Raw genomic sequence first — 12,341 nt, forward strand, 5'->3', positions numbered from 1 at the left:
TTCTAGGCGGTCATGGGAAGAAAAACCGGCGCCGACTGACGACGTGAACCGCCAACAGCGCCGGGAGAGGGATCTTTGAAACGGTTACGGCAACGCGGCGACGATGGAAATCTCCACCAGGATGCTCGGTTTGGCCATCTTCGCTTCGACGGTGGCGCGGGCTGGCGCGGCGCCTTTGGGCAGCCACTGGTCCCACACCGAGTTCATCCCGGCAAAGTGCGCCTCGATGTCGTTGAGGTAGATCGTCGCCGACAGCAGATGCTGCTTGTCAGTCCCGGCCAGATCCAGCAAACGCTCGATATTGGCGAGCACGTCGCGGGTCTGCTGTTCGACCCCGGCGTTGAAGTCATCGCCGACCTGTCCGGCCAGATACACGATGCCGTTGTGGGTGACGATCTGACTCATGCGCTCATTGGTGAGCTGGCGCTGGATTGCCATGTTTTGCGGACTCCTGAGGCTTGTTGCCGTAACGGGAAATATCGAGGCCTTCGGCGCTGATCTGCGGCTTTTTCTTCGCCATCAGATCGGCCAGCAAACGACCGGAACCGCACGCCATGGTCCAACCCAGGGTGCCGTGACCGGTGTTGAGGAACAGGTTCTTGAACGGTGTGGCGCCAACGATCGGCGTGCCGTCCGGGGTGGTCGGACGCAGGCCGGTCCAGAAGCTCGCCTCGGCCAGATTGCCGCCCTGAGGATAAAGGTCGTTGACGATCATCTCCAGGGTTTCGCGCCGACGCGGGTTCAGCGACAGGTCAAAACCGGCGATCTCGGCCATGCCGCCCACGCGGATGCGGTTGTCGAAACGGGTGATCGCGACCTTGTAGGTCTCGTCGAGAATGGTCGAGGTTGGAGCCATGTCCGGGTTGGTGATCGGCACGGTCAGCGAGTAACCCTTGAGCGGATACACCGGGGCCTTGATGCCCAGCGGCTTGAGCAGTTGCGGCGAGTAGCTGCCGAGGGCCAGCACGTAGCGGTCGGCGGTTTCCAGCTTGCCGTCGATCCACACGCCGTTGATGCGGTCACCGGCGTAGTCGAGCTTCTGGATGTCCTGGCCAAAGCGGAATTCCACACCCAGTTTCACCGCCATTTCGGCAAGGCGGGTGGTGAACATCTGGCAGTCGCCGGTCTGGTCGTTCGGCAGACGCAGGGCGCCGGCGAGGATGTCGGTGACATTGGCCAGGGCCGGTTCGACGCGGGCAATGCCGGCGCGGTCGAGGACTTCAAACGGCACGCCGGACTCTTTCAGCACGGCGATGTCTTTGGCGGCGCCATCGAGCTGCGCCTGGGTGCGGAACAGTTGCGTAGTGCCGAGGCTGCGGCCTTCATAGGCGATACCGGTTTCCGCACGCAGTTCGTCGAGGCAGTCGCGGCTGTACTCGGACAGACGCACCATGCGCTCCTTGTTCACCGCGTAACGGCTAGCGGTGCAGTTGCGCAGCATCTGCGCCATCCACAGGTACTGGTCAATGTCAGCGGTGGCCTTGATCGCGAGAGGGGCGTGGCGTTGCAGCAACCACTTGATCGCCTTGAGCGGCACGCCCGGTGCGGCCCACGGCGAGGCGTAACCCGGCGACACCTGGCCGGCGTTGGCGAAACTGGTCTCCATGGCGACGGCTGGCTGCCGGTCGACCACCACCACTTCAAACCCGGCACGGGCCAGATAGTAAGCACTGGCGGTACCGATGACGCCGCTACCCAAGACCATTACGCGCATTTTTGTATCCCTCATCGCGGCAGGGCCGCGTACGTCTGTTGTTAGAGCAATGATGCGCGCAGTGTAAAAAAGATTGGCCAGTGCTTTTCACTGTATAAGCGCCTATATTTGGCGACAATTCTCGGCAAAAACCCTTTTCACGGAGGCGCATCCCCTATGCGTACCAACACTCAGACCAAACGTGAGCTGGACAAGATCGACCGCAACATCTTGCGGATCCTGCAGGCGGACGGGCGGATATCGTTTACCGAACTCGGGGAGAAGGTCGGTCTGTCCACCACGCCGTGTACGGAGCGGGTGCGACGTCTGGAGCGTGAAGGGATCATCATGGGCTACAACGCCCGGCTGAATCCGCAGCATTTGAAGGGTAGCCTGCTGGTGTTCGTCGAGATCAGCCTCGATTACAAATCCGGCGACACTTTCGAAGAGTTCCGACGCGCGGTGCTGAAATTGCCGCATGTGCTGGAATGTCACCTGGTGTCAGGGGATTTCGACTATCTGGTAAAGGCGCGGATTTCCGAGATGGCGTCTTACCGCAAGTTGCTCGGCGACATTCTGTTGAAGCTGCCGCATGTGCGCGAATCGAAGAGCTACATCGTGATGGAAGAGGTGAAAGAGAGCCTGAGCCTGCCGATTCCGGATTGAGGTGTATTGGGGCTGGCCCGGCCCTATCGCTGGCAAGCCAGCTCCCACAATGAGTGCGGGTGTTCACAAAATCCCCCGCTCGCCGCCGAACCTGTGGGAGCTGGCTTGCCAGCGATGGCGCCGAATCGGTTCCGAGTGCCACCCCGTTAGACCAGCACCTGCCGATTCGAAGCCATGTACTCGAAGATCTGCTTTTCAACCCGCGGATGAATCAGCTCCACCGGCCCTCGCCCGTTCGGGCACGGCAGCGTTTTGGTGGTGCCGAACAACCGGCAGATCAGTGGCCGCTCTTCATACACCGTGCAGCCATTCGGCCCCAGGTGTACGCAGTTCAGTGCTTCCAGCGCCGCATCCTGCTCGGCGCGGGTCTTGCGCGGCAGGCGGGCCATTTCTTCCGGCGAGGTGGTCACCGGCCCGCAACAGTCATGGCAGCCCGGCACACAGTCGAACGAAGGGATCTGCTGACGCAGGGTACGGATTTTCTGGCTGTTGCAGCTCATCGAAGCGGTGACCGACGGGAAATAGGCGACGATTGTGCCGCAAAAGCCCTGATCCAGACACCGCAGGCCGACCAATGTTGCCCAATTTCGGGCGTGCGGCTTATCCTCCGTCAAATTTTCTCGACACTCAGCCGTTGGATGACGCCCATGATCGCCCGCGCCCACATCACCGCGAGCCAACCACACGTTGCCTCTTATTACGCCGCCAGCAGCCTGCCACAGCCTGATCATCCGCAGTTGCAAGGTGAGGTGGTAGCGGACGTCTGCGTGGTCGGCGGCGGCTTCTCGGGGCTGAACACCGCGCTGGAACTGGCCGAACGCGGCCTCAGCGTGGTGTTGCTGGAAGCGCACCGGATCGGCTGGGGTGCCAGCGGCCGTAACGGCGGGCAGCTGATTCGCGGGGTCGGCCACGGCCTCGATCAGTTCACCAACGTCATCGGTGCCGACGGCGTACGCCAGATGAAACTCATGGGCCTGGAAGCGGTGGAAATCGTTCGCCAGCGCGTCGAGCGTTTCCAGATCCAGTGCGACCTGACCTGGGGCTACTGCGACCTCGCCAACAAACCTGCCGACCTCGAAGGCTTTGCCGAAGATGCCGATGAACTGCGCGGCCTCGGTTATCGCTACGAAACCCGCTTGCTGCAAGCCGACCAGATGCACACCGTGGTCGGCTCCAAGCGTTATGTCGGCGGCTTGATCGACATGGGTTCGGGACATTTGCACCCGCTGAACCTGGCGCTGGGCGAAGCCGCTGCCGCGCAACAACTGGGGGTCAAACTGTTTGAACAGTCGGCCGTCACTCGCATCGACTACGGCCTCGAAGTGAAGGTACACACGGCGCAAGGCTCGGTGCGCGCCAAGACATTGGTGCTGGGCTGCAACGCTTATCTGAATGACCTCAATCCACAACTCAGTGGCAAAGTCCTGCCCGCCGGCAGCTACATCATCGCCACCGAACCGTTGAGCGAGGCACAGGCGCACGCCCTGCTACCGCAAAACATGGCGGTCTGCGACCAGCGGGTGGCGCTGGATTACTACCGGCTCTCGGCGGATCGGCGCCTGCTGTTCGGCGGTGCCTGCCATTACTCAGGACGCGATCCGAAGGACATCGGCGCGTACATGCGGCCGAAGATGCTCGACGTCTTTCCGCAACTGGCCGGGGTGAAGATCGACTATCAGTGGGGCGGAATGATCGGCATCGGCGCCAACCGCTTGCCGCAGATTGGCCGGCTCAATGATCAGCCGAACGTGTATTACGCTCAGGCGTATTCCGGGCACGGGGTGAATGCCACGCACCTGGCCGGCAAGCTGCTGGCCGAGGCAATCAGCGGCCAGCACAGTGGCGGGTTCGATCTGTTTGCCAAGGTGCCGCACATCACCTTCCCGGGCGGCAAGCATTTGCGCTCGCCGTTGCTGGCGCTGGGGATGTTGTGGCATCGGCTCAAAGAGCTGGTCTGAGGTTTTTGCTGCGCCCTTGAAGCCGCCATCGCTGGCAAGCCAGCTCCCACAGGTTTTTGCGGCGAATACAAATATTGTGAACACCAAAAATACTGTGGGAGCTGGCTTGCCAGCGATGAGGCCCGAAAGAACAATACAGATCTCAGATCCGCCAGAACGGCTTCAACCCCTCCTCCTGCGCCTGCTCCCGGGTCAGCCCGACATCCTTGAGCTGCTCGGGTGTAAGCGCCAGCAACGCCTTGCGCGTGTGCAGACGATGCCAGAACAGGCCCCAGCGACTGAGGCCGGAAGGCGCGTTGCGCAGGGCCGTATTCCATGCACCGTCCTCCTGCCCTGTCACCAGTTCCTGACTGTGTAACGTCAGCCGCACATCGCTCAAGCCGTTCATTTTTGTCGCTCCTGTTTACTTGGGTCGCCAGAGATTCCATGATGCGCGGGCCGGCAAAAGCATTACAGATTCAACCGATCTGTATTAACTCCATACAGATTTGCCGTTTCTGCCACTGAATTGTCGATTTTCGCCGCATCTGTACTGGTTTAACGAAACTCCTGCATCGAGGCACCTGCCATGACGCTTTATGTGAATCTCGCCGAGCTGCTCGGCACGCGCATCGAACAAGGTTTCTACCGTCCGGGTGACCGATTGCCGTCGGTGCGCGCCTTGAGCGTAGAACATGGCGTCAGTCTCAGCACGGTGCAGCAGGCTTATCGCATGCTCGAAGACAGTGGTCTGGCGTCGCCGAAGCCCAAGTCCGGCTACTTTGTACCGGTCGGACGCGAGCTGCCGGAGCTGCCGGCGGTCGGCCGTCCGGCGCAGCGGCCGGTGGAGATTTCGCAGTGGGATCAGGTGCTGGAGCTGATTCGTGCGGTGCCCCGCAAGGACGTCGTGCAACTGGGGCGCGGCATGCCCGATGTGACCACGCCCACCATGAAACCGCTGTTGCGCGGACTGGCGCGAATCAGTCGGCGCCAGGACATGCCCGGTCTGTATTACGACAACATCCACGGCACCCTCGAACTGCGCGAACAGATCGCCCGGCTGGTGCTCGATTCCGGTTGCCAGTTAAGCGCCAGCGACCTGGTCATCACCACCGGTTGCCACGAAGCGCTGTCCACCAGCATCCACGCGATCTGCGAGCCCGGCGACATCGTCGCGGTGGATTCGCCGAGCTTTCACGGCGCCATGCAGACGCTCAAGGGCCTGGGCATGAAAGCCCTGGAAATCCCCACCGATCCGCTGACCGGCATCAGCCTCGAAGCACTGGAACTGGCGCTGGAGCAATGGCCGATCAAGGTCATCCAGATCACGCCCAACTGCAATAACCCACTGGGCTACATCATGCCGGAGTCGCGCAAACGCGCGCTGCTCAACCTCGCGCAGCGCTTCGACGTGGCGATCATCGAGGACGATGTGTACGGCGAACTGGCCTATACCTACCCGCGTCCACGCACGATCAAGTCCTTCGACGAGGACGGCCGCGTGTTGCTGTGCAGTTCGTTTTCCAAGACCTTGGCGCCGGGATTGCGCATCGGCTGGGTCGCGCCGGGCCGCTATCTGGAACGGGTGCTGCACATGAAATACATCAGCACCGGCTCCACTGCACCGCAGCCGCAGATCGCGATTGCCGAATTTCTCAAATCCGGGTACTTCGAACCGCATTTACGGCGGATGCGCTCACAATACCAGCGTAATCGCGACGTCATGATCGACTGGGTGACCCGCTACTTTCCTGTCGGCACCCGCGCCAGCCGTCCACAGGGCAGCTTCATGTTGTGGGTCGAACTGCCGGAAGGTTTCGATACGCTGAAACTGAATCGGGCGCTGCACGACCAGGGCGTACAGATTGCCGTCGGCAGCATCTTTTCCGCCTCGGGCAAATACCGCAATTGCCTGCGGATGAACTACGCTGCCAAACCGACACCGCAGATCGAAGAGGCGGTGCGCAAGGTCGGCGCCGCCGCCAGCAAATTACTGGCCGAAGCCGACTGACTTTTTTCGAGTGATCAGCGTCCATATGCCGACCTTTGCTGCCGACCGGAATGAACCTACGTGAGCTTCAGACAGCCCCTACTCGCTTTGCTGATGCTCGCCTCGCTTCTAAGCGGTTGCGCCAGCCTCGATGTGCCGCGTGAACCGAGCCAGGCCTTGCCGGCGTCGAACTCCAGTTTCGGCCGCTCGATCCAGGCCCAGGCCGCGCCCTATCAGGGGCGCTCCGGGTTTCGCCTGCTGTCCAACAGCACTGAGGCCTTCACCGCCCGCGCCGAGCTGATTCGCCAGGCACAAACCAGCCTCGACTTGCAGTACTACATCGTCCATGACGGCGTCAGCACGCGGATGCTCGTGGAAGAACTGCTCAAGGCCGCCGACCGTGGCGTGCGCGTGCGCATCCTGCTCGACGACACCACCAGCGACGGTCTCGACACGCTCATCGCCACCCTCGCGGCGCATCCACAGATCCAGATCCGCCTGTTCAACCCATTGCACCTGGGCCGCAGCACCGGCGTCACCCGCGCCGCCGGGCGCCTGTTCAACCTGTCGCTGCAACACCGGCGCATGCACAACAAGCTGTGGCTGGCGGACAACAGCGTGGCCATCGTCGGCGGGCGCAACCTGGGCGACGAGTATTTCGACGCCGAGCCGAACCTGAATTTCACCGACATCGACATGCTCAGCGTCGGCCCGGTGGCCGAGCAGCTCGGGCACAGTTTCGATCAGTACTGGAACAGCGCGCTGAGCAAGCCGATCGACGAATTCCTCTCCAGCAAACCGACCGCCAAGGACTTGCAGAACACCCGCACGCGCCTGGAAGAGTCACTGGATGAAACCCGCAAACAGAATCACGCGCTGTACCAACAGCTGATGACGTTCAAGACCGCACCGCGCATGGACATCTGGCGCAAGGAATTAATCTGGGCCTGGAACCAGGCTTTGTGGGACGCACCGAGCAAGGTGCTGGCCAAGAACGAGCCGGACCCGCAACTGCTGCTGACCACGCAACTGGCGCCGGAGCTGAGAGGCGTCAACAAAGAGCTGATCATGATTTCGGCGTACTTCGTGCCCGGCCAGCCGGGCCTGGTGTACCTGACCGGACGCGCCGACGCCGGGGTCGCGGTGAGCCTGCTGACCAATGCGCTGGAAGCCACCGACGTGCCGGCGGTGCACGGCGGTTACGCGCCGTACCGCAAGGCGCTGCTGGAACACGGGGTGAAACTGTATGAACTGCGTCGCCAGCCTGGGGATAACTATGGCAGCGGCCCTCACCTGTTCTACAGCAAGTCGTTTCGGGGTTCGGATTCCAGCCTGCACAGCAAGGCGATGATTTTCGACCGGCGCAAAGCGTTTATCGGCTCGTTCAACTTCGATCCGCGTTCGGTGCTATGGAACACTGAAGTCGGCGTGCTGGTGGACAGCCCGGAACTGGCCGAGCACGTGCGCGAACTGGCCTTGCAAGGCATGGCGCCAGCGCTGAGTTATCAGGCGAAACTGCAGGATGGCAAGCTCGTCTGGGTGACCGAGGACAACGGCGAGCTGCACACGCTGACCGAGGAACCGGGGAGCTGGTGGCGGCGCTTCAATGCATGGTTCAGCACCACGATTGGTCTTGAACGGATGCTGTAAACAAACACAGGTCAATGCTGTGACGGGCTTTTGTGGCGAGGGGATTTAGCGAACCGTCGCACCACACTTTCATTACTCGGATCGGAATCAAGTCAGGCAGGTTCAGACACGGTGCCAAACGCACCTTGGCGCATCAGCAGAATCACCAGCCCAAACGCCCCCGCCGCCATCAACAACGGCAACGCATGCCCGCTGATCCACTGACTGCCCGCCCCCGCCATCAACGGCCCGATCAGACAACCGACACCCCACAGCTGCGCAATGTGCGCATTGGCCCGCACCAGCGCATCGTCGCGATAACGCTCGCCGATCAGGATCAGTGACAAAGTGAACAACCCACCGGCGCTGGCACCGAACAGCACCCACAATGGCCAGATCAACAGCGTGTCGATCAGCATGGGGATCGCCAGGCTCGACAGCATCAGGACCACTGCGCAGCCGGTGAACAATGTGCGCCGCGACAGATAGTCTGCCAGCGCGCCAATCGGCAGTTGCAACAGCGCGTCGCCGACCACCACCGTGCTGACCATTGCCAGCGCGATCTCCGCGCTGAAGCCTTGTTGCAGGCAATACACCGGCAGCAGCGTCAGGATCATCGCCTCGAACGCGGCGAACAACGAGACTGCCCAGGCAATCGCCGGCAACTCGCGGGCAAAACCCCACAGGTCGCCGAAGGTCACACTGCTGGCTTCGCTGCTCGGCGCACCGCTGCGGCCCATCAACAGAAAAGGCGAAACCGTCAGCAGCCCGACACCGACCCAGAACCCATAATCGTGTTCAGTGCCGAGCGCGCCCAGCAACAACGGACCAGACAGTTGGCTCAGCGCATAGCTGCTGCCATACAGAGCGACGAGGCGACCACGCCAGTTTTCGACGACCAGTTGATTGATCCAGCTCTCGCCGAGGATGAACACGATGGTCAGGATCACCCCGATCATCAGGCGCAGCACCAGCCACACTGGATAACTCGGGAGCAACGCCAGCAAGCCGATTGACAGTGCTCCAGCCCACAGGCACAGACGCATCAGGTTCGCCGTGCCGAAACGTGCCGCCAGATGACTGGAAATCTTCGCCCCCAGCAACACGCCGATCGCCGGCATTGCCGCCATCACGCCGATGGCGAAGGAGCCATAGCCCCAGCCCTCCAGGCGCAACGACACTAGCGGCATGCTGACCCCCAGGGCCAGGCCGACACTCAAGACAGACGCCAACACGGCGAAATACGTCGCCCAACGCATGGTCCACGCTCCTGTGGATTATTTTTATGTGCACCACAAAACCAATGTGGGAGCAAACCCTGTGGCGAGGGGATTCATCCCCGACAGGTCGCGCAGCGACCTCAAAACCTGCACCCTTGCATGCACTGGTTTTGCGACTGCTTCGCAGCCGATCGGGGATGAATCCCCTCACCACAAAAGCTTGCTCCCACAGGGGGATCTCTGTAGTTCGGAAGCCTGAACGAGCCAGGCTCCCGCTAAAGGCTTACAGCTTGATCCACGTCGCTTTCAGCTCGGTGTACTTGTCGAATGCATGCAGCGACTTGTCACGACCGTTACCCGATTGCTTGAAGCCGCCGAACGGCGCAGTCATGTCGCCGCCGTCGTACTGGTTGACCCACACACTGCCGGCACGCAGGGCCTTGGCGGTCAGATGGGCCTTGGAGATGTCCTGGGTCCACACCGCAGCGGCCAGGCCATACGGCGTGTCGTTGGCGATCTGAATCGCTTCTTCGGCGGTGTCGAACGCAATGACCGACAGCACCGGGCCGAAGATTTCTTCCTGGGCGATCTTCATCGCGTTGCTCACGCCGTCGAAAATCGTCGGCTCGACGTAGGTGCCACCGGTTTCCTGAAGAATGCGCTTGCCGCCGGCCACCAGTTTGGCGCCGTCGGTGTGGCCGGACTCGATGTACGACAGCACGGTGTTCATCTGCTGGGTGTCGACCAGCGCCCCGACGTTGGTCGCCGGGTCCAGTGGATTGCCCGGTTTCCAGGCTTTCAGCGCCTCGATCACCATCGGCAGGAATTTATCCTTGATCGAACGCTCGACCAGCAGACGCGAACCGGCGGTGCAGACTTCGCCCTGGTTGAAGGCGATGGCGCTGGCGGCGGATTCGGCAGCGGCTTGCAGGTCCGGTGCGTCGGCAAACACGATGTTCGGGCTCTTGCCACCAGCTTCCAGCCACACGCGCTTCATGTTCGACTCGCCGGAGTAGATCATCAGTTGCTTGGCGATCTTGGTCGAACCGGTGAACACCAGGGTGTCGACGTCATTGTGCAGCGCCAGCGCCTTGCCGACGGTGTGGCCGTAACCCGGCAGCACGTTGAGCACGCCTTTCGGAATGCCGGCTTCTACCGCGAGCGCAGCGATACGGATGGCGGTCAGCGGGGATTTTTCCGACGGCTTGAGGATCACCGAGTTACCGGTGGACAGCGCCGGCCCCAGCTTCCAGCAGGCCATCATCAGCGGGAAGTTCCACGGCACGATGGCGCCGACCACGCCCACCGGCTCGCGGGTCACCAGACCCAGTTGGTCATGCGGCGTGGCGGCGACTTCGTCGTAGATCTTGTCGATCGCCTCACCGCTCCAGCTCAGCGCCTGCGCAGCACCCGGCACGTCGATGTACAGCGAATCACTGATCGGCTTGCCCATGTCGAGGGTTTCAAGCAGGGCCAGTTCTTCGGCGTGCTGTTTGAGCAGGCCGGCGAAACGAATCATGGTAGCTTTGCGTTTGGTCGGCGCCAGGCGCGACCAGACACCGGAATTGAAGGTGGCGCGGGCATTTTCCACGGCGCGCTGAGCGTCAGCGGCGTCACAGCTGGCGATCTTGCCCAGCAGACGGCCATCGACCGGACTGATGCACTCGAAAGTCTCGCCGGAGACGGCGTCGGTGTATTCACCATTGAGGTAGGCGCGGCCTTCGATTTTCAGGTCGCGGGCGCGTTGTTCCCAGTCGGCACGAGTCAGGGTGGTCATTCGAGTGTCCTCCTCTTGTTGAATAGAGCGCCGCGGTCTTCGCGGTCGTCTTCAGGAATGCTGCCCGGCCAGCCTGCTTTTCGGCCCAAGGCACCCGCCACCCTAAACCAGCGGCCGGGGTTGTTTCAATATATTTGACATACGCCGGCTATACGGCCTTGCGGTGTTCAATTTAATAAACATAGACTTTGGCCCTTTCCAACCACCGCGCCGTCATCACGGGAGAAAACAACAATGAACATCCAGAACGTCGTCGACATCAGCCTGACCACCAGCGCCGCCGAACGCTATCGTCCGGACCCGGCCAAAGTGCTCAAGGGCGATCCCGAGCAAGCGGTGTTCAATCAATACGACAGCCCTTGCGGGCAAATGAATGTCGGTGTGTGGGAAGGTGCGGTCGGTCAGTGGACGGTGAATTACACCGAGCATGAATATTGCGAAATCCTCCAGGGGGTTTCGGTGCTGCGAGACAGCGATGGCAATGCCAAGACCTTGCGCGTGGGCGATCGCTTCGTGATTCCGGCAGGGTTTCGTGGAACCTGGGAAGTGCTTGAGGCTTGCCGCAAGATCTATGTGATCTTTGAACAGAAGGCTTGAGATTGTCGCTGACTGATCCGGCCCTATCGCTGGCAAGCCAGCTCCCACAGGTTTTGCGGTGAACACAAATTTTGTGAACACCAGCGATCACTGTGGGAGCTGGCTTGCCAGCGATGAGGCCAGGCCAGAAACCACAGAAACCCGAGGCAACAAAAAAGGCCCGTATCGTGAGATACGGGCCTTTTTTGTAAGTCGGGAAAAATCAATTACTTGATTTTGCCTTCCTTGTAGATCACGTGCTTGCGAACAACCGGATCATATTTCTTGATCTCGATTTTGTCCGGGGTAGTACGCTTGTTCTTGTCGGTAGTGTAGAAGTGACCAGTACCGGCGCTCGAGATCAAACGAATCAATTCACGCATGATTAGCTCCCTTAAATCTTGCCATCGCGGCGAAGTTCGGCGAGCACGACAGTGATGCCACGCTTGTCGATGATACGCATGCCTTTGGCAGATACGCGCAGACGCACAAAACGTTTCTCTTCTTCAACCCAGAAGCGGTGATGCTGCAGGTTCGGCAGGAAACGACGACGGGTTTTGTTGTTTGCGTGGGAAATGTTATTCCCGGTTACCGGACCCTTACCGGTAACTTGACATACTCTAGACATGCCTCAGCCCTCTAAAACCACATGCCCAACCCGGCATGGGTTGGCCGCTTAATCTCTCAGTCATTTGGCGCCAGGCGCCGCGTTTCTTTAGAGGTCTTACCGGCTACACCTACAGTGAAGGAACCGGGCCCCTAGAAAAGAGCGCTGCTTTATACCAGAAAGACCGGGGAGCAACAACAATCGGTGTGCAATCAATCAGCAAAAAGGCGCAAATTCGGGCTGCGA

Annotated in this window: 13 protein-coding genes; 5 read left to right on the forward strand and 8 right to left on the reverse strand. The window is 60.9% G+C overall.

Annotation, left to right across the window (positions count from 1 at the left end; translation table 11 throughout):
• Positions 1–84: 84 nt before the first annotated feature.
• Together ACXX9E_RS04675 and dadA are read right to left on the reverse strand one after the other, a co-directional pair.
• Positions 85–438, reverse strand: a complete 354-nt coding sequence (locus tag ACXX9E_RS04675) for a RidA family protein (RefSeq protein ID WP_123469828.1) — start codon at positions 436–438, stop codon at positions 85–87.
• Positions 410–1,714, reverse strand: a complete 1,305-nt coding sequence (dadA, locus tag ACXX9E_RS04680; protein ID WP_123469830.1) for a D-amino acid dehydrogenase — start codon at positions 1,712–1,714, stop codon at positions 410–412. Before dadA ends, ACXX9E_RS04675 begins: the two co-directional genes overlap by 29 nt.
• Positions 1,715–1,870: 156 nt before the next feature.
• Here dadA and ACXX9E_RS04685 point away from each other — a divergent pair, with 156 nt between their 5' ends.
• The gene (locus ACXX9E_RS04685) at positions 1,871–2,359 is read left to right on the forward strand and encodes an Lrp/AsnC ligand binding domain-containing protein (protein WP_003177284.1); all 489 of its coding nucleotides are present in this window, start codon (positions 1,871–1,873) and stop codon (positions 2,357–2,359) included.
• A gap of 146 nt (positions 2,360–2,505) precedes the next feature.
• Here ACXX9E_RS04685 and ACXX9E_RS04690 read toward each other — a convergent pair whose 3' ends face one another.
• Positions 2,506–2,859, reverse strand: a complete 354-nt coding sequence (locus ACXX9E_RS04690) for a YkgJ family cysteine cluster protein (RefSeq protein ID WP_123470310.1) — start codon at positions 2,857–2,859, stop codon at positions 2,506–2,508.
• A 147-nt stretch (positions 2,860–3,006) separates the two neighbouring features.
• Between ACXX9E_RS04690 and ACXX9E_RS04695 the strand changes: the two genes are divergently transcribed.
• Entirely contained in the window at positions 3,007–4,317 is a 1,311-nt protein-coding gene (locus ACXX9E_RS04695) for an NAD(P)/FAD-dependent oxidoreductase (protein ID WP_128615343.1), read from the forward strand.
• Between the two features lie 142 nt (positions 4,318–4,459).
• Here the strand turns inward: ACXX9E_RS04695 and ACXX9E_RS04700 are convergent, their stop codons facing one another.
• Positions 4,460–4,705, reverse strand: coding sequence for a DUF1127 domain-containing protein (locus ACXX9E_RS04700; RefSeq protein WP_123469834.1), 246 nt, complete (start codon positions 4,703–4,705; stop codon positions 4,460–4,462).
• Positions 4,706–4,885: 180 nt separating this feature from the next.
• On the opposite strand from ACXX9E_RS04700, the gene ACXX9E_RS04705 reads away from it, so the two are divergent.
• Positions 4,886–6,307, forward strand: a complete 1,422-nt coding sequence (locus tag ACXX9E_RS04705; protein ID WP_458555088.1) for an aminotransferase-like domain-containing protein — start codon at positions 4,886–4,888, stop codon at positions 6,305–6,307.
• Between the two features lie 60 nt (positions 6,308–6,367).
• On the forward strand, positions 6,368–7,936 hold the full coding sequence (locus tag ACXX9E_RS04710; protein ID WP_458555089.1) for a phospholipase D family protein: 1,569 nt from the start codon (positions 6,368–6,370) through the stop codon (positions 7,934–7,936).
• A gap of 92 nt (positions 7,937–8,028) precedes the next feature.
• Here the strand turns inward: ACXX9E_RS04710 and ACXX9E_RS04715 are convergent, their stop codons facing one another.
• Positions 8,029–9,174 (reverse strand): MFS transporter, encoded by a 1,146-nt coding sequence (locus ACXX9E_RS04715; protein WP_123469840.1) that lies wholly within the window; start codon positions 9,172–9,174, stop codon positions 8,029–8,031.
• Between the two features lie 244 nt (positions 9,175–9,418).
• Positions 9,419–10,912 carry an aldehyde dehydrogenase gene (locus tag ACXX9E_RS04720; RefSeq protein ID WP_008086799.1) on the reverse strand — a complete coding sequence of 498 codons (1,494 nt, stop codon included), beginning with the start codon at positions 10,910–10,912 and terminating at the stop codon, positions 9,419–9,421.
• A gap of 234 nt (positions 10,913–11,146) precedes the next feature.
• Here ACXX9E_RS04720 and ACXX9E_RS04725 point away from each other — a divergent pair, with 234 nt between their 5' ends.
• Positions 11,147–11,509 (forward strand): cupin domain-containing protein, encoded by a 363-nt coding sequence (locus ACXX9E_RS04725; protein WP_336347552.1) that lies wholly within the window; start codon positions 11,147–11,149, stop codon positions 11,507–11,509.
• 206 nt (positions 11,510–11,715) lie between these two features.
• Here ACXX9E_RS04725 and rpmG read toward each other — a convergent pair whose 3' ends face one another.
• Complete coding sequence (gene rpmG / locus ACXX9E_RS04730) at positions 11,716–11,871, reverse strand: 50S ribosomal protein L33 (RefSeq protein WP_003177274.1); 156 nt, start codon at positions 11,869–11,871, stop codon at positions 11,716–11,718.
• A gap of 11 nt (positions 11,872–11,882) precedes the next feature.
• A complete protein-coding gene (gene rpmB / locus ACXX9E_RS04735) occupies positions 11,883–12,116 on the reverse strand; it encodes a 50S ribosomal protein L28 (protein WP_007920377.1) in 234 nt (77 codons plus the stop codon).
• Positions 12,117–12,341: the final 225 nt, after the last annotated feature.

This window comes from Pseudomonas sp. GNP014, assembly GCF_054344005.1.